Below are 25,061 nucleotides of genomic sequence, written 5' to 3'. Positions count from 1 at the left end.
GATTCTCATTCTCATTTACATGATAACAAGATCATTCATCCATGTACATGTCAGATTATTCTCTGTTTCTTTGGATAATTGGGTAGAAGGTAATGGATGACATCATTCAGTTGGGCATCTAGGGCAGCGGGCCCGTACCCGTACCATTTGGTCATCTCCACGGGATAGACACATTGTTGCTTCCCAGCAGTTAAGGCAAGCCACTCGGGGCTTCTCATCATGGTCACTGCACGTTGTTTGGCTGCTTGATTATTCTCAATGGATACGAAGTAATGATCGGCATCGAAACGGGTTAATTCCGGGATAGAAAACTCAGGGTGCTCTAACCCTTGTGCATACATAGAAGCAACAACGCGAGGGCGGGTCAGCTGCAAAATATCATAGAGTAAATCAGCCCCCATGTACCCGTAAGCATAGATTAGCGAGCGATTGCTGCGCACATTGATGATGGCAACTGTCGCGTGCGGACCTAGCAGTCGACACAAAGCTTCCCGTACTTCTCCTGCTCGATAATCGAAGGAATCCAACCAGTCGCGTGCGTGCTGCTCCGTACCCGTTATTTGGGCAACATTCATAAAGTGCTGTTTCCAAGTCACACCGCGCCATGGAATCTGAATAACCAGCCCAGATTGGTGATAGTGTTCCATTTGTTGGTGTTCATCGCCTTCTATTAGAGGCAGCAAAATGATATCAGGCTTGACGTTCTGAAGTACCTGCAGCCGTCTCTCATGCTCGGTTTCCCAGTAGAGGGGCTGAAACGAACGTGAGCCTTGTAAGCGTTGAAACTGATCATTCACCCAAGTATCTGTAATGGCTGCAGAAGGTTTAACGCCAAGTGAGAGCAAGTCCAAGGTAAAGGCATGGTCTAGGGATGCAATCGTATGAGGTTTACGTAAATAGATGGTGGGGGACATCCCTGTGACTTGCTTGAATTTACGGCTTAAATAGAATTCATCGGCATAACCCACTTCACGGGCAACTTCATTTAATGATTGTGGGTTTTGCAATAAAATCGTCTTAACCTTGTCGATGCGTATACGATTCAGATATTCGGTAAAGGTAGTGCCCGTGCGCTGCTTAAAGCTTAACGTGAATTGCCGCAGGCTTAAACCGGATAGGCGCACCACATCATCTCGTTTGATTTTGCGCTCATAATGCGTATGCAAATAAGAAATGACCTGACTGATACCGTCCAGCGGTTGCGTAAAGGAAAGAGAATCGGGCTGTTCGAGTACCCAGCATGCATCAGCGAAAAGGGTAAGGAATTGAGCCTGTAGCGGGAGACGCTGTGATAGGCTGTTATACAGTCGATTTTCGTAGGAATCGTATAGAGAGGACACTTGATCCAGCAGAACGGAATGGCTCAGTTTCGCCAGCATCGGCATGAACGAAGCGTCTGTGGATGAATCCTCGCAGATCCATTCGTAGTTGCAGGCATAGAAACGAAGCTGCTCGGAGGATGAGGGAAGGTTCTCTATCAGCTCCTCACTCTGGATATGAATGGACGTACGAGGTGGTAGATTTACGCAACCGATCCCTTCGAGCTTATGTGTGTGGTTGTTAATCGTAAGTATAACGGAACGTGCATGTATAATTAATAAACTATAGGCATCCCGATGGTAGTGAAAGCCCTCGGGGTGCCCAGCTTCTGTGTACAGTGACATGTTTTTGAGAACAGGAAGTCCTGAATGCTCCATAACGAGTGTCAGCCCCTTCTATGATGCGTCTTCTTCAGTATTAGTATAAATGATGGATGGGTTGACGCAAAGAGCTCAATTGACATACTTCTCTGGAGATAGAATACGCCGAGCGTGTCATTTTACTTATTCCCTATAAACAGCTAGTCGCCCCTGTAAACCTTCCACAACCTCTTTCGGCACTTCCCTAATCTTGATATCTCCACCTAAGAAAAGGAGCCAATTTATGATTTCGGTCAATTTATCTGAATGATGAGTAGGGATGAATGTTTTTAAAATTGCCGTACTCTGATAAGGATTCGTATATGAAATTGACATGTCTAACGGATGATACTTTTTGTACTGGGCTATTGCCTTTGGACCTAGTTCAAGGACAAGATTAATGGCTTTCTCCTGCTTGCTTAATAGTTCTATAATCTTCTTCTTGCTGATTCTCTTTTTCTCAGCGTACGGTGTAACATCGATGAGATTGTCGACAGGAATAATCCGCCGTTTCTCTTCCTCTAGGTCAAAGCCCTCAATTTGCCAAGAGCTTTTCTCCCGATATAAATGCAATACATAAATGGCATATGACTTTATTACGCTGCCTTCCTCGACGGAAACGACTAAGCAGCTGTCCGATAGAATGAGTTGGATGAGGCTGTTCTAGCATTGGAAGAGGGATATCTGACAGATCGAGCAAGTCGGGATTATGGGGGTTGGTACCTTCAAACAGCAAAATCTGATTTAACAACACAAGATCATCCTGCTGATTTGCCGAGATAAGTCCGAGTAGTTTTTCAGCTAAAGATTGACGACTCTTGAGATAGGGGAGCTGCAGATTTCTTGTGGCCATGAAGGCGATAAAAAGGGCTTTAATCTCATTATCGGTAAAGCGGACAGTCGGCAGGACGGAATTTTTCATGACAAAATAGCCCCCATCCCTCCCAACTTCAGCGACAAGCGGCATTCCCATGGTCTCAATTTCTCTGATATCTCGGATAGCTGTAGAACGAGAGATATGAAATTCCTGCATGATTTCAGAAATGGTAAAATGGGCGCGGTTGTTGATATACCGCATGATGATGTTAATCCGTTCTACTTTACGCATGGGGTCCCCTAAACAGTATCATATTTTGACATGATTAATAGTTATTATAAACGTATGAAGTGAAAACACAAATAGACATTCAATCAGAAAAGGAGGTTAGAAGATGACAACGTACAGTGAGCAAATTGCGAAAGCAGCATCCCGCCCTATTGGCAGAATAATCGCTTATTGGAGCGTCACCATCATCCTGGCATTCTCGATTGCATTAAGTGGTATCGGGCAGTTAATGCGATATGGAGGAAATGTTGATTTAGTGACCGATATTGGTTTCCCGTTGTATATCACGAATATTCTCGGAGCTTGGAAATTACTTGGCGTCGTCGCGATCGTAATGCCAGGTTTCCCGCGGCTGAAGGAATGGGCTTATAGCGGTATCTTTTTTCTAATGACGGGTGCGGCTTTATCTCATGCGTACGCTAACGATTACGGAGATTACGGATTTCATATTATTCTTCCGCTTTTCTATGCTGCGCTTGGCATCGTTTCTTGGGTACTGCGCCCGAATAACCGCAAACTGTAATGCGTGTAGGATCTAGTGTAAAATAAAGGTAAAATTCATCTATAAAAAGGAGATTTGATCATGTCAACGTATACCCTTGAGGAAAAAGACAGTTTTATCGTTCTAGGCATTGGCACGGAGTTGAAGAGCAATTACACGGATTATGCAGGTATAAATAAGGAGAAGGAAACCTTTTGGCGGGAAGTGGAGCAAGATGGAAGGCTTGATGCTTTGAAGGCCATTGCCACGAATGACTACATTTTTGCCGTGAATGAAGCGGTCAATCATAAGATGATGTATTATGCTGGCGTTATGACAGGAGCAACGGTTCCGGAAGAACACAGAGTTATTCAATTCCCTAAGGGAGAATACCTCATCGTTAAAGGCGAAGGAAACACAGCGGATGAGTTGAGTAATAAACTTACTGGGGTTGCCTTTGGTCAAGTTTTGCCAGAAGCCCAGAATTTCGCCTACGTTGGCGGGCCTAATGCAACAGTTGAGATGGGGCAGCGAGACGGCCTGGTCTATGGCGAAGTATGGATTCCTGTTGTTCGGAAATAAGCGAAAATCTAGGAGGGATGAGCGTGTCTCAGATCGTTGATTTTAAAAATGTATCTACAGCTGGTCTAGAATCTTCCCCAGTAGCAGAGTCGCTTGCAGGCTTACGAGCGAATGAAGCGCGTTACTTCATGAATAAATACAAGCATGAATTTACGGTTGTACCCGCTGGCGAAAGCCAGGAGGCTCTTGCGTATGCAAACCGAGTTCTGAAAGAAGAACGTGGTATTGAGTTTGCAGCCAAGCCGTTAGAAACGGCGCGTTTCCAAGTGGAAAATATCCAATTTACCTATGTCTTCTATGAAGATGGTCTTGGGATCAATGTCATGTATACGGTTGATGACCCTAAGAAGCGGGCTGTTGGTTTTAAGCTTTCCGAGGGGATGGAAGTGCCTAAAGAGTTGGAAGAGAAGAAGTTCAAATTTGCTAGACAGAAGTCCAAACTTGCTGGGACGATTCGAGGTTCGTTCTTCGTGATTAAAGGACAGTATTAAGGTTTCAAGTGTGATAAGATACGGGGACAAATTGTGGTTTTGAATAAATATTACCGTGTAAAGGACTGCCGAGAGGCAGTCCTTTTGTACTTTTGTTTGAACTTATCACATGTTTAGGTGCTAAGTGGTGGCGAGCTTTTTCAATTACTTATTATTCAACCATATGTTTCGTTGCTTTATATAAATTGGCTACTTGCTCATCGACTTCATCCCGAGACATACGTAGACGAGCCACGGAAGTTCCATAGCCAATTTCCGGTTTCCCCTCGGCTAAACCTTCAAAAATGCCATCCGCGAAGTCGTCCAAGGGTTCTCCATGCATATGCAGCCCGGTTCCGCCCAGATCAGTATTTACCGCAGGGGGAGATACTTCAATGACCTCTACGGAGGTATCTGAAAGTTGGTGTCGCAGGCTCATTGTGAAAGAATGAAGGGCCGCTTTCGTTGCGGAATAAATAGGAGCTATTGCAAACGGGGTGAAGGCCAACCCTGAGGTGACGTTAATGATGGTGGCAGCTTCTTTGGTTGCCAAAAATGGAGCGAACAGCATAGAGAGATGGAGCGGTGCTTCGATATTAGTTGTAACCTCTTGATTGAAATACCCCCAATTGTTCCGCACATCTGCTTTTAACAAATTAAAACGTTGTTGAATTCCTGCATTGTTCACGAGTACATTCACTTCGGGATAGCTCACTGTTACCCAATCAAATAATGCGATACGCTCCGATTCCACAGTCAAATCACTAACCCGCGTAATAAGGCTTGGATATTTCTTTTTTGCCTGATGCAGGACATTCTCACGTCGTCCAGTAATTATGACAGTATTTCCAGCTTGAATAAATCGTTCTGCAAAAGCCAATCCGATGCCTGTACTTCCGCCTGTAATTAGAATCGTATTTCCTGTAAGTTTCATGATTGTCCCAGTTCCCCTTTGCTTTGGTGATTCGTGTAACGATTAATTTTGAAATCAATCCCTTGTAAGGATTCGGTCATCAACGAAATTTCAGCCAGTACCGCTTGTTTGTGTTGTTTCATCATGGCAAGCCGGCGTTCAATGGTGCTGTCTCCTTGAAGAATCCAATCTATATACTGCTTGATTTGACTTATCGGCATGTGCGTGTTTTTCAAACAAATGACGGTTCCAAGGAGTGAGAGTTGATTCTCTGAGTATAACCGCCTCCCAGCTGCATCACGCTCAATGAGCGGCAGCAGTCCTTTTTTCTCATAGTAGCGTAAAGTGGATTCCGGGATATGAAATTTAGCTGCAGCTTCACTGATAGAACAATACTTCATCGGTTACCGTAACCTCCAAATGGCATATTTCCTTGTCGACAGGATTAGGATACAACTTAAACCAAGGTTTAAGTCAACACTATTTTGTTGGGCTTGTAATCCTATGTTCTTTTAAATACGGCATGTGGAAATTATGGTAATATATGAGGAGAGGTATCATTCCTATTACAGTCTATGGAGGCGCTTACTTATGGATCAACAATTGCAGCAAGAGGGATACTTTGGAGAGTTTGGCGGAAGCTTCGTTCCACCGGAATTGCAGGAAGTGTTGAATTATTTGAGTGAGCAATTTTATAAGTTTAGAGACGACCCGGAGTTTAAGGAAGAGCTTCGCTATTACTTAAGCGAATATGTCGGTCGCGAGAACCCGCTGACGTACGCGGAGCGACTGACCAAAGCTTGGGGAGGACCGAAGATCTACTTAAAGCGCGAGGATTTGAATCATACGGGGGCGCATAAGATCAACAATGCCATTGGTCAGATTCTGCTCGCTAAGCGAATGGGGGCCAAGCGGATCATAGCCGAGACGGGTGCGGGTCAGCATGGTGTGGCTACGGCAACAGCTTGTGCTATGTTTAATATGGACTGCGTTATCTACATGGGTGCTGAAGATACGCGGCGGCAGGCGCTAAATGTGTTCCGGATGGAGTTGCTTGGGGCAACGGTTGTACCGGTTCACAGCGGCCAAGGCAGATTGAAGGATGCAGTAGATGCAGCGCTGGATGATCTGGTTCGCAATTATACCAATACATTTTATTTACTCGGTTCGGCAGTGGGTCCACATCCGTTTCCGACGATGGTTAAGCACTTCCAGGCTATTATTAGTGAAGAATCGAAGCGTCAGATTGTGGAAAAAGAAGGCCGTTTACCAGATGCGGTCATCGCTTGCGCAGGTGGCGGTAGCAATGCCATTGGTGCATTCGCTCATTACATAGATGAACCAACTGTTCGCCTGATCGGTGTTGAGCCGGATCAAGCACCATCCTTAACGCAAGGCGTTCCGAGTATCATTCACGGCTTTAAATGCCTAGTGTTGCTGGACGAAGAAGGTCAACCGAAGAAAACGTATTCAATCGCAGCGGGACTTGATTACCCAGGTATTGGGCCGGAGCATAGTCATCTGAAGGTGACGGGCCGCGGAGAATATGCAACAGTCACCAATGAGGAAGTGTTGGAAGCCTTCCAAGAACTGTCCCGCACGGAGGGAATTATTCCAGCACTAGAAAGCGCACATGCGGTGGCATACGCGAAGAAGCTGGCACCGACAATGGGTCAAGATCAGATCATTATCATTAATCTGTCTGGTCGTGGGGATAAGGATGTTGAGCAAGTGTATCAAATGCTGAAATAGTGTAACGGATCCATGTAGACTTGCATGAAGGAAAGGACGTCCAATGGGGCGTCCTTTTCTCATTTCTCGGGTGCTTCGCATTATTATCGATTATGACGAATTATTTGGCTGGATTAAGATTTCATCATCATCCCAAAACGAGGCCATTTTGAAATAAGCCCCTTCCCGATAAGATGAAAATAACGACGGGGAAGGGAGGAACTGTAACGGCTGACGACCGAGTTAAGCGAAACGGGTAAAACGAACTAGCGCAGGTGAAACCTAGCAAGTGATTTGCCAATAGGAGAGGAGACGATTGACAATGAGAAACCCTTTTTCACTCCGCATGTCCAAGCTTACAGCAACAATGATGACGGCTATTCTGCTTTCCGCCTGCTTCAATTTCTCTTCAGCCGTACAGGCCACCTCCACCTACGATACGGCAGTACTGGCTGACAACCCCGTTGGATATTGGCCTTTATCCTCCGCGGTAACGGCAGATCAATCCGGTAACGGTATGAATGGTACGTTCACAGGAAGCACGACTGACACGACGATGCCCAATGGGGATGCAGCTCCGGTATTCAACGGAACGAATCAATATTTTACAATTCCGGATAACGATTATCTGGAGGTTACGCGGACAGGCATCTTAACCGTCGAAGCCTGGATGCGGCCGGATACGCTGCAATTTACGAATTATGAGAGCAGCGGCTATGTGCATTGGATGGGCAAAGGGACGTCTGGCCAGCATTCTTGGGTGGCGAGAATGTACAATCAGACCAACACCGAGAACCGTCCAAACCGCATCAGCGGGTATTCGTTTAACTTGAGCGGAGGCTTAGGCGCAGGCTCCTACTTCCAGGATACGTTGACCGCTGGTCAATGGATTCACTACACCTTGGTGATTAATACCGTAAATACCAATTCCACATACACAACAGGCTATACCAAGGTGTTCAAAAACGGCGTCCTGCGCGATCAAGATAAGCTGTCAGACTACAGCATCGTGCCTGGAAACGGCACAGCTCCGATGCGCATCGCCACGCGAGATCTCGCATCGTACTTCCAAGGCGCAATCGGCAAAGTTGCCGTGTACGATTATGAGCTGACGCCTACCCAGCTGGCTGCGCATTACAGCTCGATGACCAACTAAGCTACATAGCAGCTTAGGAAGTGAAAAGGACGATCCTCCGAAGCGATTCGGTCAGGATCGTCCTTTTTTTAGTGCATACGGGCTCGCCTGAACTCGCTCGGCGTAAGGCCAGTATGCTTTTTAAACATGCGGTTGAAGGAGGCAATCGTGTAATAGCCGACAAGCGTAGAGACGTCCTGAATTTTGAGATCCGTCTTCTCCAGCAGCTCCATCGCTTTGTTCATGCGCACCGTATTGACATAATCGCTAAAATTAATGTCGGTCTTTTCTTTAAAATACGTCGACAGATAAGCGCCTGTAATGTTGAGCTTATCCGCTAACAAGTCCAGGGATAGATCGCTGCCGAAATGCTCATTGACGTATTTCGTGACGAAACTGGTAATGTGGTCGGTCGCTTCTTTCTTTTGGCGAATATCGGAGGCGGACTGTGTCAGAATTTCCTTGAAAAACTGCTGAAATTGTTCTAGCGTGCGGCAATTCTTGAGAATATCCGCCAGACTCCTCTTATCATCCAGCAAGGAGATTGGATTATGGCTGGAATAGAGCGTTTTAATAATCAGGTTGACAATTTCCTTGGCAAGGTCATGGATTTGCGCGTAGGAAGCGCCTCGTTTGACTGCGAGCTCTAACGTTTTTGAAACGATAGGAATGGTGATCGAGTGGTTACCAGAAGTCAAATTCGCCGTAAATTCTTTCATATTAGCCGGTGAGAACCAGAGATCTGGAGGTAGAATTTCCTTTTCCCGAATGATTTGGACACCTTCCCCCAGCTTCCGTTGTTTGGCTAACAGCAGCGTGTTTTCGAAAGCTTCGTTGAAAATAAACGCATTGTCATGGACAGGACTCACGGCAATGGTGACGGAACAATAGGAAGCATCCAGCTCAAATATTTTTTTAATATCGATCAATAGATTGTCTAGCACGGAAAGCTCGGAATCGTTCGTAAAAATAATCGTCAGAATTTGATCCTTCTCGATTTGGAAGGTCAAGGCGTCTTTATAGGCCTGAATAAACTGCGATTGCACGAATTCCTTGATGTAATAGGAAGCGCGATTAGGATCCATGTCCATGGCGGCTAACTGGTTGTCGATATACATGAGCTGGTATAACACGATGACATAGGGTTTATCGGAATCAATGGATATTTTGGCGTCTTCAATATCGGTGTGAATCATTTTCACCTTATTTAAGTAAGCGTAATGCTTGAGCAGCGAATTTTTGCTTAGTAAGTCACGATTAATCGTTTCATTGGTCAGAAATAAATCATGCAGCTTCTGGCTAATGACATTGAACTCACGGATCGGACTTACAAAGGGAGCACTTTGGTGACGATCCATTTGTTGAATAGAACTGATGATGGTGGTGAGCGGGTTGTTAAAGCGTTTGGCAAAGAGAATTGAAATGGCGACTCCGATGATAATGGAAAGGAATATTAACCCAACCATAAATACATTCAGCTTGAAGAACTGTTCGGAAATCGTAGCGAAAGGCACGATCAGCACATAGGTGTTCCCGGTCACTGCACCTTGCTTGTAAAAATAATAATTAGTGCCTTCCAAATAATAGCCTGAGCTGCCCGTATGCGGCTTTAACTGCAGTGGATCCTTCCGATTGGATACAGCGTACGTTGTGCCTCCAGCGTCGTCCAGAATGTAGAAGTCGGAATCTACTTGAAAATGGCTGTAGGCCTCAAACAATCGATCACTGTCTAGCAAGGCTATGATAGATAAGCCGTCCGTAGCGGCGCTTTTGAAAAGTACGGGATTAAACGTCCCAAAGCTTCTAGTAGAGAAGCTTGTACGTTCTTGGAATTCCGCAGAAGGGTACACCCGGAAGGAGAGCGAAGATTTTCCGGTTTCCGTTGACCAGAACTGCTCTGGATACATGGGGGACGTATAAAATTTGCTGAACATCATTTGCGCATCGCGGGAGCCATCTTTATCGATAACAAAGTCACGGTTCGGAAAGTAATAGATGATGTTATATAAAGAAAGCTGATTATTCGCTAACACGTTTTGCAGCTCGCGTTGAACCTGACTTGAAATAATAAAGTCGAGCTTTTGTGGATTATTTTTGAGCGCTTCGGTATGGGTGTTGAAGTATAAGCTGACCATCAGGCTTTTAATTAACGAAATGTTCTTTTCATAGCTGGCTACGGTCGTCTCGAGATTCAAGGAGCTGTTCTTAATAATTTCTTCGCGAATACTGCTTCGAAAGAAGGTAAAGGAGGCCACATTAAAGGATACGAGCAGCAAAATGATGATAATGAAACTGATCAATAGTCGGTAGAACAAGGAACTGCTGTATCTTTTTCTAGGGACATAGGTGGTTTGCATGGTCATCTCCTTTCGCTGGCCTGTAGTATGTGGAAATTATAGCATGGTGAAATTCAGGGTGTGAGAAAAAAATTTACAATTCCTTATATGAATTTTTATGATTCTTATTATTATTCTCGATTTAGAGAAATTTGCGAATGAGTCGATGAGGAAGTGGATAGTCGGCATGGGGTTTTTCCGATACGATGGGCTTGTCGATACAGCGCCTTCATAACTAAGGGGGCAATTCACATTCCACATTGAGAAAAAGGAGAGATGACTATTGCGTACGCACCCATCGGCCGCCACGACACAGACGTCTGTTTCGCAAGCGAATCTCCGGTCGAAAAGAAGTGCCTATCTGAAGCAGTGGAAACGAGGGAAATACTTATTTCTCCTCTTCCTGCCTACCTTGCTGTTTTATTTGCTCTTTAAGTACGTTCCTATGTTCGGCCTAGTCATTTCTTTGAAAAATTACAATTTATTCAAGGGTGTCTGGGCAAGTGAATGGGTCGGATTCAAGTATTATAAGCTTTTTTGGGAAAATCCGGACTTCTTTAAGCTCATCTACAACACGTTTATGCTCGGAATTTACAGGCTAATCTTTGGTTTTCTTGCACCGATTCTTCTGGCATTGCTCCTGAATGAAGCGAGGCACGCCTTTTTCAAACGATTTGTACAAACGGTCAGTTATTTGCCCCATTTTATATCGAATGTTGTGGCAGCGAGTATGGTACTCATGTTCCTTTCGCCTTCCAGTGGTATCGTCAACCACCTGATTCAAGTTTTCGGCTTTGAGCCGATTAACTTCATGGTGATGCCCGGAATGTTCCGTTCGGTTTATGTGATTTCGGAAATCTGGCAGCATGTCGGTTGGGAGACGATTATATATCTAGCAGCCCTGACATCGATTGATCCTCAGCTGTATGAAGCGGCGGAAATGGATGGCGCGAGCAGGTGGAGGAAAATAGCGAATGTCACACTTCCTGGCATTGCACCGGCTATCGTCATCGTCTTTATTCTGAATGTCGGGCACGTCCTCGATATTGGTTTCGAAAAAGTGTTTCTGCTCTATAATCCCGCCATCTATGAAACGGCCGATATTATTAGCACTTATGTGTACCGAACAGGGATCGGTCAGGGCAATTACAGCTATGCGACAGCCATTGATTTCTTTACAGGAATTGTCAGTTTAGTGTTTATATACTCGGCCAACTGGATTAGCCGTAGAGTCGGCGAGACCAGCTTGTGGTAGAAAGGAGGTAGGCTTGATGAAAACGAAATTTGGCGTGGCTGACCTACTGATCATCCTTATACTGTTTGGGGTTGTTGCTGCAACGCTGTACCCCTTTGTTTATATGTTGGCGGTCTCGTTCAGCGATAGTACGCACATTTTAAAAGGCGAGATTACGCTCTGGCCAAAAGGATTCAACGTGGAAATGTACAAAATCGTCCTACACGATCCGCGTATTTCCTCCGCCTATATCAATACTATTCGTTATGTACTTGTCGGAACCTTGGTCTCGCTAATTATGACAGCCATGGGCGCGTTCGCGATCTCCAAGAAAGAGCTACCGCATCACAAGCTGTTTACACTGCTCATTGTGTTTACGATGTTTTTCAGCGGAGGCATGATTCCAACTTTCCTGGTGGTCAAAAGCTATGGTTTGGTCGATAGTCTGTGGTCCATGGTGTTGCCTACCGCCGTCAGTACGTGGAATCTCATCGTGATGCGAACTTTTTTCTCCGCAATGCCCAAAGAGTTAGAGGAATCGGGTAAAATGGACGGATTAACCGATATCGGTATTTTCTTTCGGCTCGTGCTGCCGTTATCCAAAGCTGTGCTTGCCACCATCGGGCTTTTCTATGCCGTTGGCATCTGGAATAACTTTTATTCCGCATTACTCTATCTGCGCAATCAGGATATGTTCCCTCTGCAGGTTGTTCTACGCAATATCGTTTTGCAAGGGCAGATCAACTCAGCTAACGTTTCCAGCGTAGGCGGCGATAATCTGGTCGTTGATGATGCCTTGAAATTTACAACGATCCTTGTTTCCACCGTACCGATTCTCCTTGTGTATCCATTTCTGCAAAAATATTTCGTCAAGGGGGTGATGATCGGCTCGGTGAAAGGTTAGTTGGTATCAGTAATAACAAGGCTGCGGGTCTAAACAAATGAAAAGGGAGATGGGTTCTATGAATAAAACAGTAAAAGGGTTATCAATATGTTTAGCTTTGGGACTATCTATGACGGCAATCGCCGGTTGTTCGACGAGTACGAACGAGACATCGACGGCAGCGCCTTCTGCCAGTACGGGGACAACAGCTTCAGCTCCTGCGCAAGTGGTCAAACAAACCTTTAACGTGCTCAATTATTCGAATCCAAGCTGGCCTTACAATAAAGATAATATTTCCTGGAAATTAATCGAAGAGAAAACAGGCGTCTCCCTGAATGTGCAGCTGCCGTCTGGGAAGCTGGATGACGCGCTAAGCGTTACAATTGCCTCCGGCAACTTGCCGGATATGATGATGACGCAGGACAAAAAGCTGGCAGATAAGTACGGACAGCAAGGTGCGTTAGTCAATATTTTGGATTATGTAAACGAGATGCCGAATTTGAAGAAATGGATGGAAAAGTATCCGGTTGATACGCAAAACACGATTTCATCAGATGGCAAAATGTATATGTTCCCGAATGCGGGAATCGGGGAAACGAATCGCATGATCTGGATGTATCGCGAGGATGTGTTTAAGAAGCTTGGCATTACCGAGCCGAAAACGTGGGATGAATTGTATGCAGCGCTTAAGAAAATAAAAGAAGCGTATCCGAAGAGCTATCCACTTTCGTTCCGGAATGGCTTGCAGCGTCTCTTGAATTTTGCGCCAGCCTTTGGCACCGGTTCAGATGTGTACTATGATTTTGATAAAAAAGAATGGCGCTATGGTCCTCTAGAAGATAACTACAAGCAAATGATTGTGTATCTAAATAAATTTTACAAAGAAGGTCTAATTCCTCCTGATTTCTTGTCAGCAGATACGAAGCTATGGCAGGACCTCATGTCAACGGAGCGAGCCTTCGTTACAATCGATTACATCGGACGGATCGACTTCTTCAATTCGGCATTGCGCAAGGATAAACCGGAATTTAATCTGGCTTTCATGGGAGCGCCAACCGGATTTGCAGGCGCACCTGCCAAAAATGCGTTCACGCAATATTTGGACGAAGGTTTCATGATCGCGACATCATCGAAAAAAATCAAAGAGATTCTGAAGTTCATGGATTTCTTCTATAGTGAGGAAGGAAAGACGCTAGCCAGCTGGGGGAAAGAAGGCGTCACATACAAAACGGAAAATGGCAAGAAGCAGTTTATTGAGAAATATGCGGATGTAGCGGACATGAGAAAGAAGACCGGTATTTCTACGGACGGTACCTATGCGTGGTTCGATTATGATGCTCATCTTTCCCTCTCATCGCCTGAGCTCCAGAAGGCTTATCAAGAAGCGCCGAAGTATGACAGTCTGCAGCAGCCTCGGCCGGCATTTACAAGCGCGGAGATGGAAACCCTCTCTCTCTCCGGGGATACCATTATGAAGAAACGCGATGAGAATATTTCCAAATTCATCGTTGGTGAACGCAGTCTGGAAGATTGGCCGAAGTATGTGAGCGACATGAAAGCGTTAGGCGTTGATAAAATGGTGGACATTTACAAAAAAGCGTACGATCGGGCTTTGAAAAAATAAAGCTGGAAAATCAGCATTTATTCATAAGAAACGCCGTTCCCTCTAAGAACGGCGTTTCTTGCTGTATAGAAGCGATAGGGACGGGTAATCTTCTTCTAGCATATTGCCTCATATTTATGTATAATACCACAAAATAACAGTTTGGGGTGACATGGTGTGCAGAAGCACTGGATTGAAATCATTGAAGCAGAATTGCTTCCAAATTTGCAGATTGCCAGTGAGCGGCCTTATGACCCGATCGTCGTTTATAGTGTTCCTAAGCCATGGCAGCTTGTCGGAGCGGGTAATTATGCGGCTGTGCTGATGCATCCCAGTTATCCCGATATGGTGGTAAAGGTGTACGCGCCAGGTCGGCCGGGCATAGAGGATGAGAAGGAAATATATCGACGGTTGGGTAAGCACCCAGCGTATTCAGAATGCCTGTATGAGGGGGATACTTATCTTGCACTGCGCCGATTAACGGGTGTAACGCTGTACCAAAGTTTGCTGCGCGGGATTCCGATCAAGCGCCAAGTGCTGAACGATATCGATGAAGCGTTGAAGTACGCGGTTAGCCGAGGACTGACACCGCATGATGTACATGGCAAGAATGTGATGCAGCACAAAGGTCGAGGCCTGGTCGTTGACGTATCGGACTTCTTGAAAGAAGATAATTGCTCAATGTGGGATGATTTGAAGCGTGCTTACGATCGTTTCTATTTCCAATGGCTGCGCAGGTTACCAGTTCCAGAATTCTTGCTGCATTTAGTTCGGCGAGGTTACCGGAAATACCGTAGGTGGGCGCGACCCTCGGGTGAGTTACACAAGAAGGGAATGTAAAATGGAGCGTAGTCCGAAATATTCGAACTAAATCGGGGAACGTATACGTTTATGTTGAATTCATTTTTGGTATAATAATAGGAAAAAGTGATAGAAAACGAGGGATACACATGTCATATATCGTTGATTTCAAAAATGTATCTACGGTAGGCTTAGAATCTTCACCTGTCGTAGACGCGCTTGCTGGTTTACGTGCGAATGAAGCCCGTTACTTTATGAACAAATACAACCATGAATTTACGGTTGTACCGGCTAGTGAAAGTCAGGAAAATCTTGATTATGTGAACCTTATTTTAAAAGAACGTGATCTTGTTTTTGCAGCCAAACCGTTAGAAACGTCGCGCTTCCAAGTAGAGAACATCCAGTTTACCTATGTCTTCTATGAGGATGGTCTTAGCGTTAATGTGATGTATACAGTGGATGATCCGAAGAAGCGGGCCGTTGGTTTCAAACTTTCGGAGGGGATGGAGATTCCTAAGGAGTTAGAACCGAAGTTCAAGTTTGCTAGACAGAAATCGAAATTAGCAGGAACGATTCGAGGTTCGTTTTTTGTAATTAAAGGACAATACTAGATCTTCATAAATTGTGCTGAAAGGTAGCTATCTCACATGGACTGTGATAGAGCTGCCTTTTTAAATCTGAAAAAAAGAAGGAAACCAGTCGAAAAACGTAGAATGTTAATAATTGGTAGATTAAGTATGCAGGGGGAAGGCATCTATGATAAATAAGTTTTTAAAAATAATGCTCGGGCTCTTTATCGTAGTTTCAGGGTTGTTTATCGCACAGCCACAAGTGGAGGCAGCATCTTATTCTTCCTATTGGTATCCGCAAGGAAAAGTAGGACTGATGAAGCCAACGATTGTGTTTGAATTTGTCAAAAGCGATATTACACCCGAGTTCAAAAGTTATACGATGAAAATCGACCAAGTCAAAGTAGATGCGCAGTGGGACATCGGTAGAATGGTCCTGTCTTATACGCCTACAGCTGATCTAAAAGTGGGAGAGCATACCGTTCATATTGTAATGGAGCTTAAAGAGGATGGTTACATGCCGCTTGAGAAGAGTTGGACATTTCGTGTTGACGAAAAAGCGATCTCTGATCTACCAGCAGCACCTACGGCTCAGCAAGTAGAAGGCATTAAGGCGATTAACGATTACAGGGTTATGCACGGATTGAATCCTCTTACTTTCAATAAGAACCTAACGTACGCAGCTAAGCTGCATGCGCAATATCTAGAAACGAATAAGGTCAGTGAATCTGGGGTATCCATGCATGAAGAAAATAGTAAGCTCCCCGGCTATATCGGAAGTAAGCTCTATGAACGAGGGATGTATGCGTCTTATGCTGGAAATTTCTCAGAAGACGTATCGTACAATGGAAATTCACAAATCACAATTACACAAGCTATCGACGGACTTTTCGATGCTCCCTATCACCGTACGCCATTCTTAACTTTGGATGCCATTGAAATTGGTCTTGATAAACAAGGTGATTATACGGTGATTGAATTTGGATTAACGAATGAATGGAACTCACGCTTAGTCGTGTCTCCGGCTCCTGGCGATCCCTATGTTCCAATCGATTTCGCTGGTCATGAGACGCCTGACCCTATACGAAATCATCCCGGTACGAAGTACCCTGTGGGCTATCCCATCATGGCGCAGCTATCAGGAAGATTTGTTAGAGATGTCCAGTTAGTAGAATCCAAGCTGACAGATAGTACGGGTAAGGAGATTGATCTATTGCCCAATACGCCGAAAGATGATGATCATCTGCAGACTGAGGTGATGTTGGTTCCAACTCAGCCACTTTCCCCGGATACAGTCTACACAGCATACGTTAAATTATCCGTTATTGAAGATAATCAACCCAAACTGTACGAGAAGAAGTGGAACTTCCGGACGGAGCCTATTGCTTCTATAGGAAAAAGTAAATTACATAGCGATTCTACCGCGTATTTGAAGAAAATGAGTGAAACGGGCACGTTACAGCATGTGGTTTCTTTTGGACTAACAGATAATAAATTCATCTTGGATGATATTAAGGTGCCAATGAAGCAAAGGCCTATCATTAAAGATGGCAGCTCGTACCTTTGGATAAGAGATTTGGCAGGGGCACTTGGGGCATCCGTCGAATGGGACGATAAACAGAAGGCTGCGATATACACGAAACAAGGCAGAACGATCACCCTCTTTACGACCAAAAGTGCCTATGCGCTAAATGGTGTGGAAGTGGCGACAGATTCTCCGGCTATTCTAGACAATGATTCTACGATTATCCCAGTGAGACTGCTATCTGAAGTGCTAGGCGCTAAGGTTGATTATGAGGACCAAACACGAACGGTTAGAATTAGTTATTAGTTTAACCTCTCGTTATAAGTGAAGCCAATCTGACCCGCATCAGTTGATGCGGGTTTTTGCATAGCCATGTAAGATCCATTAAAATCGACAGATTGCAATAAACGCAGCTAACGCGAAGAACACAACGTTCACGCCAATTTCCCGATATTCCTTGCGTGAAACATGAAATAAGGCGCCCAGAAGAACGATTACCGCAAGTCCAGTTGCGGCAATGGGTGTCAGGATCGGCGCAATATTCGTCGCCCGAGGAAGAATAAGCCCAATGGCCCCTATGAATTCAACGATCCCGATCCCGACAACGAATGCTTTTGAAACATCTTTTACCCAACCCCAAGAAGACTTCGCTTGTTCATACTGAAATGCCTTCAACCAGCCTGAATAGACAAAAGCTATTGCTGCAAGACCTTGAATAATCCATATGGTAATATTCATGAATGGTGTAGCCTCCTTATTACTTTTCGACATCTCTACAGGTATAATAAACGCAAGTATTCAATTAAGGAAGTAGGCACTAATTCTAAACAGAGTAAACAAAAAGTTACCTAACAAAGGGAAGTGTGGTCTATATGAAAGAGTATTGTAAATTTGAATCGGCGCTTGATATTTTAGTAGGAAAATGGAAACCTGTCATTCTGCTTCAGCTCATTTCAAATGGCACCATGAGGTTCAGCGAGCTTCAGAAAGCGATACCGGATATTAATAAAAAGATGCTTACCCAACAATTACGAGAACTTGCGTATAACGATATCGTGCATCGTGAAGTGTATAACCAAGTTCCTCCAAAAGTAGAATATTCCATTTCTGATTACGGTAAGGGCTTAAGCAAGATTCTACAACCTTTGAACGATTGGGGTGCGGCTCATATCGAGCATATGAATGAACTATACGGAGAGGATCGCCCGAGGTAATGCAGCTTAATTAAATCTATAGGAATAAAGACCTATTCGCCCACAAGTCTTCATGTTATAATTTGGATAAATTTGAGGCGGGAAGCATGGTGAATACGTTGAAGACATATCCAGGGCAAGTCATTCTAATTGTATGCTTAGTATTTGGTTTACTGTTTAAGCTACCACACAGCTCCAATGCGATTGTAGTACCGCAGATTATGGCGGTGGAGTCGACAACACCGGATGGTTCCTATAAAGATGGCACTACGATTATGATTTCGGTGAAATTTAATGGGGCAGTAACTGTAGAAGGTTCACCGTCAATCGCGCTGAATAGCGGCGGAACAGCACAATATTCCTCAGGTAGCGGGACAGATACACTCCTCTTTACTTATATGCCGCAATTAGGCGAAAATTCAACGGATTTGGACTGGTCAGTTGAAAATGCCCTCGCGTTAAATAACGGCAGCATCATGGATTCTTCCAATGCCTCGCCTGCCATTCTAACAACTACATTACCCGCACTGGGTGCAATTAAGAACATAGTGATCGACACCATTGCTCCTGAGAAGCCCGTTATTACGTTATCGACGACAACACCAACGCATGAAGTAACTGTGAGTATTAGCTATCCGCCAGATACGGTGACAACAGAATATCAGCTATGGGGAGATAATCGTTCGACATACGCTGGCCCTTTCAATTTGACGTCAAATCGAACGATTTCGGCGTATGCCGTGGATACGGCGGGCAACTCTTCCGAGGCGGTAGTAGGGATTGTTAATATAGATACAACACCACCAAGTGTACAGGCTAAAATTAAAGGAAATGTACAAGCAACCTATTCCAATGTGGTTAAGCTGGAAATGACGGGCCAATCTACGGACGTAATTCACATGCAGTTCTCAGATGGAAACGACATCTGGTCTGAATGGGAACCATATGATTCATTCAAAGTCTATACATTGCCGACAGGCGCAGGACTGAAGACCCTCTATGTTAGGGTCAAAGATGCTGCGGGCAACCTCAGCGAAGCATATCCGGTATCGATTACCGTACTATCCTCGAATGAAGGGATGAATCTCGCTTTATATTCGAGTATGACGGGGTATCCCCAGGTGACTGCGTCGTATACATGTTGCGGACATGGTGAAGATGATGGGCAGCGAACGGTCAATGGTCTATTCGACTATTCAGATAGCGCGCACGATAGATGGACGAACTACGGTGGCAATGCATCGGATTACTTAATTTATGATTTAGGTGAGTCTAAAATATTTAATCAAATCAAGTTATACCTCTTTGATGACGGGGGAGGTGTGAGACTCCCATCCAGTTATGATGTGCACTATTGGGTGAATAATGAGTGGGTCAGCTTACCGAATCAAGACAAAACGCCTGACGTTCCCACAGCTGTTAGTAATAAGGATGGAGCTGCAAAGGGAAATACCCTAAACACAGTCGATTTTGATCCCATCTCAACCAACCAAATCAAGGTAACTATGCATAATGGAAGTGCCTCTACTGGTTTTGTTGAGTTAGAAATTTATAACCATATTACAGCTACCGATACGCAAGCCGCAGGCAGTGTACAGGCAGCCATTGAATCATTGCCTACAGAACCTAATATGGGATTATCTGATGCTGGTGCCGTCCAGGCAGCACGTGCGAGCTATGACGCTCTAACGGTATCTCAACGCACTTTAGTGACCAATGTGAATAAGTTAATAGTATTAGAAAATAAATTACTACTCCTGCTCCAAGTTGCGGCGGCGGATCAAACTGCAGCGGCACCCGTTATAGCAGCTATCGATAACTTACCTAACCCGGACGTTGTAAGACTATCTGATAGTGAGGCTATTCAAGCAGCACGTGCTGCATTCGAGGCGCTTACAGAGAGTCAGAAAGCTTTGGTGACCGGAATAGATCATTTAATCCAAGCAGAAATTACTCTGCATGAGCAAGAAGGGATGCTAACAGATCTATCCGTGGAATCAGCTTTTAGCAATAGAGCGGGAAATGAAGTTACGTTGAAAGTGGCATCCCCGTTGGATATGGAATATGCATTAGCAGCAGATCTCTTTCACATCCATGCAAATGGTGAAGAAATAATAGTTTCAGAAGCTTGGTTTGATTTCAGTGATTCGAGTTATCGAACCATTAAGCTCATGCTCTCCACACCTATACAAGCTAGTGCAACAACAGTTGCTGTAGATATAGGCCGCGGAGCGTTACGGACTCATCTACCTACATTAAATAACCTGATTTCTGATAGACAGATCATTACGTTTAAATCAGTGGATGTAATAGTGGATGATCAGATTACTATCGAAGATGTGGCTGCAATCGCTAGTCGTTCAGAATGGCATATGGATGTTAATCGAGACGGCGTCTTTAATCGTGATGATGTGAAAATTCTGCTAAGTCAAATTCAGGGTATAATTGAACCAATTACCTATACGGATTAATCTGAGAAATGAGAAAACCCACTCCCGTTGACGGGGAGTGGGTTTATTTAATTTATATCTATACACGTTAAGTCATGAGTCATGAGTAATGCACTTCGTGGTAATTCCTTACAATTAGCTCATGGTTAAGTAATCAAGCTGGATTCACATGATATCGTCCCTTGGGTATGACCAGAGGGGAACCCGAAACCGGATCTGCGATTACCGCGCAATCAAGTCCGAAAATATCTTTGACCAATGTGCTGGTAATCACCTTCGAAGGCTCGCCCTCAGAAATAAGCTTTCCTTGATAGAGCGCAAAAATATGATCTGCATAACGCGCCGACAAATTAATATCATGGAGGACCATGACGATGGTGGTTCCATGTTTTCGATTAAGATCGGTGAGGAGGTCAAGAATCTCAACCTGATAAGTGATATCTAGAAAGGTTGTCGGCTCATCTAGAAATAGAATATCGGTTTGTTGCGCCAGTGCCATCGCAATCCAGACGCGCTGTCTTTGCCCACCGGATAGCTCATCGATATTCGCGTTGGCAAGCTCAGTAATCTTCATAATTTCCATGGCTTCGGCCACAGCCTCGTAATCTTTCTTCGTCCAGCCACTAAATAACGCTTGATGTGGAAATCGGCCTCGTCCCACTAGATCGGCGACGGATATACCTTCCGGTACAATCGGAGATTGCGGCAGTAGTCCTAGAACACGTGCTAGTTGTTTAGGCGGAATTTTATCAATTTGTTTGCCATCAAGCGTGATATTTCCTGATTCCGGCTTTATAAGCCGGGATAGTGTCTTAAGGAGCGTAGATTTTCCACACGCGTTTGCTCCAATAATTACGCTTATCTTGTTACTGGGGATAACGAGGCTTACGCCTTGAATGATCGTTTTATTATCATAGCCAGAAACGGTTTGTTCGGCTTGAAAAAGATGTGTCGGCTTCATTATAAATCTCCCTTTCGATTCATTCGGAAGAGCAAGAAGATCAAATACGGTGCTCCGAGAATTCCGGTTATGATGCCTACAGGGAATCTGGTTTCGAAAGCGAATTGCCCCATGAGGTCCGATGCTAAAACTAAACAAACGCCAACTAGACCCGCCGGAATGACATTGGAGAAACCAACCCCGACTAATCTTTTGGCGATCGGTCCCGAAAGGAAAGCAACAAAGGCGATTGGACCCGTTGTAGCTGTAGCAAGGGCCACCAGGAAGACGGCACTGAGAATGAGTGCAATTCTTGTCATGTCAGTGTTTACACCGAGTGTAGTGGCGGATTGCTCACCAAGTTCCAAGAGACTCAGATGTTTGCCGAGCACAACAAGGAGAGGCGAGAAGATCAGTACCGTTATAATTAGTGGCGGGAGCTCATACAGTTGGACACCGTTAAGACTGCCGGTCAGCCATCTGAACGCAGCGGGAATATCTTGTTGTGCGCCCACTAGTAGCAGATAGGATATAACAGAGTCCAGCATGGCTTGGATGCCGATGCCGATTAGGATTAATCGTCCGATCGAGAATATTTTTCCGCGGGACAATAAATAAATAATTAGAACAGTAGCTAGTCCAGCAATGACGGAAGCTACGGAAACAACGGTGCTGTTCGCATGAAGGATGAGTATGCAGAACACGGCTGCCGCACTCGAACCAGCAGTAATGCCGATAACATTCGGGTTGGCAAGCGGGTTGCGCAACATGGTCTGAAAAGTGTTCCCTGCGATACCGAAAGCAAATCCGGCAAAAAGACCCGCTAACATCCTCGGTAAACGTACGGTATTAATCGCAAAGGACACGCCTTGAAGCTCTTCTCCCATTAGCACACGTAGGACATCTTTCACCGAATAAAAAGTAGTTCCTAGTAGAAGCATGGCGCAGCAAAGTGCCAAGGAGAGCAGGGCAAGTATGCTGGTAACAAGGATCCACCGGCGGCGTCTTTGGCGTCTTCCCGCCATAATAAATGCAATAGATGTATTTGTCATAATGAACGCACTTTCGATTTCATCGCTAGAATGATTAGTATAGGAGCTCCAATAAACGCAGTGACGACACCGACTTCGAGTTCTCCAGGGCTACCGACAAGCCGGCCGATTACATCGGATATAGTCAGGATGATGGCTCCTGAAAAGGCTGACATCGGAATAACGAAGCGCAAATCGGGACCAAGGATTAGGCGAATGACATGAGTCGAGATCAGTCCGATAAAGCCAATAGGTCCTGCGAGAGCAGTCGTTGCGCCGCATAATATTACCCCTGCGAAGGCTGCAATAAAGCGTAATGTACCTGTCCGGATGCCTAGCCCGGTCGCTAATTCATCTCCCAGCGCTAACGCATTGAGCGCGGGACCTGAGATTATGCCGACCAATAGGCCGATAATCAGAAATGGGGTAAAGGTAGCAACAGCGTCCCAAGTGGCTGAGCCTACGCTGCCAACGGACCAGAATCGGAATTGATCCATGACATAAGAGCGTGGCACCATGATCGCACTGACCAACGAAGAAAGGGCGGCACTAGTGGCAGCCCCGGCCAGGAGAAGCTTAATGGGCGTGGCGCCGCCACGCCCCATAGAGCCAATACCAAATACGAAAATGGCAGTAATGGCCGCCCCCGCTAGAGCCAACCATATATATTGATTAGCCGTTGATATGTTCAAGAAGGCAATGCCACAAACAACAAATAAGGATGCGCCTGTGTTGACCCCAAGTATACTCGGATCGGCAATCGGGTTACGCGTGACCGCTTGCATAAGCGCGCCGGAAACACCGAGTGCTGCCCCGCAAAACAAACCAAAAACGGTTCGTGAGAACCGTTTTTGCACTATGCTTGCCCCGTAGGAGTCGACATTTGGGTGAAATAAACCATCGAGTACGTCTTGTAATTTTACCACTCGAGAGCCAAAGGCCAGGGATGTAATGACGCAAACCACAAGCAAGATTAGACAGATTAGTAGTACTAACACAAAATGCTTTGGGATATGCGAGTTTAGTTGTGTGCTGTCTGAAACCGATGAACGATTCATGGGTTTATTTAACTGCTGCTGCAATCAATTTCAAGTATTCATCAATCGTATAAGAAATCGAAAGTGGGTTAGGGTTACCAGAAGCTGCAAGAGGTGTACCGTTACCGATCAGCACAACAGCACCTTTTTGAACCGCTGGAATTTTACCAAGAATAGGATCTGCTTTAACAGCTTGCAGCAAAGCGTCGTCTCCATATCCGATCAAAATATCCGCATCGTTAAGTGCATCCGCATTTTCAGAACTTAATTTCAAGTTATAAGCGGTAGGGTCTGTAATTTTTTTCGTAACGCCTTCCGAGTAAACCATGCCAAGCTCAATTAAGAAAGCACCGCGAGGGTCAGCAGCAGTATAGATATTAATTTTGGATAAATCCTTAGCTGAGAAGTTTGTAAATGCAACTTTTTTACCTTTCAACTGCGGGTATTCACTTGCTTTTTTCTTAATGAGCTCTTCGGTGTCCTTAATCAGTTTCTCGCCTTCGGCTTTCATCCCCATGCCTGTAGCATTAAACAGGACTTGCTCGCGCCATGTCGTTACCCAAGGGCTCTTCTCATAAGCGACAACTGGAGCGATTTTACTAAGTGTTTCATAGTCTTTTTGTGTAATACCGGAGTAAGCAGCAAGAATAACATCAGGTTTGGATGCGGAAATAGCTTCGAAATTGAGTCCATCTGTATCTTGGAAAACGTTAGGCTTATCTACGTTAAGTTCCTTAAGCTTCTTAGCTGTCCAGGGCAGAAGTCCGCTCTTATCTTGAACACCGTAATTTGCTGCTGAGAAACCTACAGGTACAACGCCTAGTGCAAGTACAACATCATGGTTAGCCCATTGAATCGTAGCAACCCGTTTAGGTTTGCTTGGAATTGTTGTTTCGCCAAAAGCATGCTTGATCACGATCGGGTATTTCGTAGCATCTGGGGTAGTACTTGCAGCAGCTGTTGCAGCAGGAGTCGCTGCGGCACTCACAGCCGTCGTTGGTGCAGGTGTTGAACTGGATTTCTCCGATGCACAACCAACTAGTGGAATCATGATTGCAGCCGAAATTAGTAACGTTTTGAAAGAGATTTTCTGTTTTGTTTTCATGTTGTAGACCCATCCTTAGTATGAATTATATTGGTGGTAGTGCCGATGAACGGCACTGAGTAAACGCATGTCATTATATGATAATGATTATCAGTATCAAATATAAAGCTCATTCACTGGGTTGTCAATGAAAAATCTTATTTAAGTGTCAGTAGAGGTTTAAAGTTTAGAGTTTAAATCTTAACTTTCAAACTTGAAACGTTAAACTCTAAAAGCTGAATTTCATTTTCCTCCCAATTATTAAAATTGTTAAAAATT

At 44.8% G+C, this 25,061-nt stretch carries 22 protein-coding genes and 1 pseudogene; 13 read left to right on the top strand and 10 right to left on the bottom strand.

What is annotated here, in order from left to right; translation table 11 throughout:
* Positions 1 to 50 precede the first annotated feature (50 nt).
* Both A8708_RS20525 and A8708_RS20520 read right to left on the bottom strand, forming a co-directional pair.
* Positions 51 to 1,697: a helix-turn-helix domain-containing protein gene (locus tag A8708_RS20525; RefSeq protein WP_068666878.1), complete on the bottom strand. Its 1,647-nt coding sequence runs from the start codon at positions 1,695 to 1,697 to the stop codon at positions 51 to 53.
* Positions 1,698 to 1,823: 126 nt separating this feature from the next.
* A pseudogene (locus tag A8708_RS20520) lies at positions 1,824 to 2,787 on the bottom strand (helix-turn-helix transcriptional regulator).
* Positions 2,788 to 2,890: 103 nt separating this feature from the next.
* Here A8708_RS20520 and A8708_RS20515 point away from each other — a divergent pair.
* Genes A8708_RS20515 through A8708_RS20505 form a run of 3 tightly spaced genes read left to right on the top strand, consistent with a single transcriptional unit; the run spans position 2,891 to position 4,338 of the window.
* Positions 2,891 to 3,307 (top strand): DoxX family protein, encoded by a 417-nt coding sequence (locus A8708_RS20515; RefSeq protein ID WP_068666876.1) that lies wholly within the window; start codon positions 2,891 to 2,893, stop codon positions 3,305 to 3,307.
* A gap of 60 nt (positions 3,308 to 3,367) precedes the next feature.
* On the top strand, positions 3,368 to 3,847 hold the full coding sequence (locus A8708_RS20510; RefSeq protein WP_068666874.1) for a GyrI-like domain-containing protein: 480 nt from the start codon (positions 3,368 to 3,370) through the stop codon (positions 3,845 to 3,847).
* Between the two features lie 23 nt (positions 3,848 to 3,870).
* Positions 3,871 to 4,338: a phage tail protein gene (locus A8708_RS20505; RefSeq protein ID WP_068666872.1), complete on the top strand. Its 468-nt coding sequence runs from the start codon at positions 3,871 to 3,873 to the stop codon at positions 4,336 to 4,338.
* Between the two features lie 151 nt (positions 4,339 to 4,489).
* On the opposite strand, the gene A8708_RS20500 is transcribed toward A8708_RS20505, so the two are convergent.
* Together A8708_RS20500 and A8708_RS20495 are read right to left on the bottom strand one after the other, a co-directional pair.
* Positions 4,490 to 5,251, bottom strand: coding sequence for an SDR family oxidoreductase (locus tag A8708_RS20500; RefSeq protein WP_068666870.1), 762 nt, complete (start codon positions 5,249 to 5,251; stop codon positions 4,490 to 4,492).
* Positions 5,248 to 5,631 (bottom strand): MerR family transcriptional regulator, encoded by a 384-nt coding sequence (locus A8708_RS20495; RefSeq protein ID WP_068666869.1) that lies wholly within the window; start codon positions 5,629 to 5,631, stop codon positions 5,248 to 5,250. Before A8708_RS20495 ends, A8708_RS20500 begins: the two co-directional genes overlap by 4 nt.
* 190 nt (positions 5,632 to 5,821) lie before the next feature.
* Between A8708_RS20495 and trpB the strand changes: the two genes are divergently transcribed.
* Together trpB and A8708_RS20485 are read left to right on the top strand one after the other, a co-directional pair.
* On the top strand, positions 5,822 to 6,982 hold the full coding sequence (gene trpB / locus A8708_RS20490) for a tryptophan synthase subunit beta (protein WP_068666867.1): 1,161 nt from the start codon (positions 5,822 to 5,824) through the stop codon (positions 6,980 to 6,982).
* Positions 6,983 to 7,283: 301 nt separating this feature from the next.
* The gene (locus tag A8708_RS20485) at positions 7,284 to 8,117 is read left to right on the top strand and encodes a LamG-like jellyroll fold domain-containing protein (protein WP_068666865.1); all 834 of its coding nucleotides are present in this window, start codon (positions 7,284 to 7,286) and stop codon (positions 8,115 to 8,117) included.
* A 68-nt stretch (positions 8,118 to 8,185) separates the two neighbouring features.
* Here the strand turns inward: A8708_RS20485 and A8708_RS20480 are convergent, their stop codons facing one another.
* Positions 8,186 to 10,453, bottom strand: a complete 2,268-nt coding sequence (locus A8708_RS20480; RefSeq protein ID WP_068666863.1) for a helix-turn-helix domain-containing protein — start codon at positions 10,451 to 10,453, stop codon at positions 8,186 to 8,188.
* 340 nt (positions 10,454 to 10,793) lie between these two features.
* On the opposite strand from A8708_RS20480, the gene A8708_RS20475 reads away from it, so the two are divergent.
* The 6 genes from A8708_RS20475 (at position 10,794) to A8708_RS20450 (ending at position 17,353) form a co-directional block, all read left to right on the top strand.
* Complete coding sequence (locus A8708_RS20475; protein WP_068667049.1) at positions 10,794 to 11,687, top strand: ABC transporter permease; 894 nt, start codon at positions 10,794 to 10,796, stop codon at positions 11,685 to 11,687.
* A gap of 16 nt (positions 11,688 to 11,703) precedes the next feature.
* On the top strand, positions 11,704 to 12,570 hold the full coding sequence (locus A8708_RS20470) for a carbohydrate ABC transporter permease (RefSeq protein ID WP_068666861.1): 867 nt from the start codon (positions 11,704 to 11,706) through the stop codon (positions 12,568 to 12,570).
* A 58-nt stretch (positions 12,571 to 12,628) separates the two neighbouring features.
* Positions 12,629 to 14,173, top strand: a complete 1,545-nt coding sequence (locus A8708_RS20465) for an extracellular solute-binding protein (RefSeq protein WP_068666859.1) — start codon at positions 12,629 to 12,631, stop codon at positions 14,171 to 14,173.
* A gap of 156 nt (positions 14,174 to 14,329) precedes the next feature.
* Positions 14,330 to 14,992, top strand: coding sequence for a serine/threonine protein kinase (locus tag A8708_RS20460; protein ID WP_068666857.1), 663 nt, complete (start codon positions 14,330 to 14,332; stop codon positions 14,990 to 14,992).
* A gap of 110 nt (positions 14,993 to 15,102) precedes the next feature.
* Complete coding sequence (locus A8708_RS20455; RefSeq protein ID WP_068666855.1) at positions 15,103 to 15,564, top strand: phage tail protein; 462 nt, start codon at positions 15,103 to 15,105, stop codon at positions 15,562 to 15,564.
* A 145-nt stretch (positions 15,565 to 15,709) separates the two neighbouring features.
* Positions 15,710 to 17,353: a stalk domain-containing protein gene (locus A8708_RS20450; protein WP_068666853.1), complete on the top strand. Its 1,644-nt coding sequence runs from the start codon at positions 15,710 to 15,712 to the stop codon at positions 17,351 to 17,353.
* A gap of 78 nt (positions 17,354 to 17,431) precedes the next feature.
* Here the strand turns inward: A8708_RS20450 and A8708_RS20445 are convergent, their stop codons facing one another.
* On the bottom strand, positions 17,432 to 17,785 hold the full coding sequence (locus A8708_RS20445; RefSeq protein ID WP_068666851.1) for a DoxX family protein: 354 nt from the start codon (positions 17,783 to 17,785) through the stop codon (positions 17,432 to 17,434).
* Positions 17,786 to 17,919: 134 nt separating this feature from the next.
* Between A8708_RS20445 and A8708_RS20440 the strand changes: the two genes are divergently transcribed.
* Entirely contained in the window at positions 17,920 to 18,261 is a 342-nt protein-coding gene (locus A8708_RS20440) for a winged helix-turn-helix transcriptional regulator (protein WP_068666849.1), read from the top strand.
* Between the two features lie 89 nt (positions 18,262 to 18,350).
* Positions 18,351 to 20,711 (top strand): discoidin domain-containing protein, encoded by a 2,361-nt coding sequence (locus A8708_RS20435; protein ID WP_204787605.1) that lies wholly within the window; start codon positions 18,351 to 18,353, stop codon positions 20,709 to 20,711.
* A gap of 133 nt (positions 20,712 to 20,844) precedes the next feature.
* On the opposite strand, the gene A8708_RS20430 is transcribed toward A8708_RS20435, so the two are convergent.
* From A8708_RS20430 to A8708_RS20415, 4 genes are read right to left on the bottom strand one after another with little or no spacing between them, the layout of a single operon-like run.
* A complete protein-coding gene (locus tag A8708_RS20430) occupies positions 20,845 to 21,651 on the bottom strand; it encodes an ABC transporter ATP-binding protein (protein ID WP_068666845.1) in 807 nt (268 codons plus the stop codon).
* A complete protein-coding gene (locus A8708_RS20425) occupies positions 21,651 to 22,682 on the bottom strand; it encodes a FecCD family ABC transporter permease (protein WP_068666843.1) in 1,032 nt (343 codons plus the stop codon). Before A8708_RS20425 ends, A8708_RS20430 begins: the two co-directional genes overlap by 1 nt.
* Positions 22,679 to 23,719 (bottom strand): FecCD family ABC transporter permease, encoded by a 1,041-nt coding sequence (locus A8708_RS20420; protein WP_068666842.1) that lies wholly within the window; start codon positions 23,717 to 23,719, stop codon positions 22,679 to 22,681. The genes A8708_RS20425 and A8708_RS20420 overlap by 4 nt, the downstream gene beginning before the upstream one ends.
* Positions 23,720 to 23,723: 4 nt before the next feature.
* Positions 23,724 to 24,803: an iron-siderophore ABC transporter substrate-binding protein gene (locus tag A8708_RS20415; protein ID WP_068666840.1), complete on the bottom strand. Its 1,080-nt coding sequence runs from the start codon at positions 24,801 to 24,803 to the stop codon at positions 23,724 to 23,726.
* Between the last annotated feature and the right edge of the window lie 258 nt (positions 24,804 to 25,061).

This window comes from Paenibacillus oryzisoli, assembly GCF_001653565.1.
In the GTDB taxonomy this organism is placed as follows: domain Bacteria; phylum Bacillota; class Bacilli; order Paenibacillales; family NBRC-103111; genus Paenibacillus_E; species Paenibacillus_E oryzisoli.
This window is presented reverse-complemented; position numbering and strand designations above follow the sequence as displayed.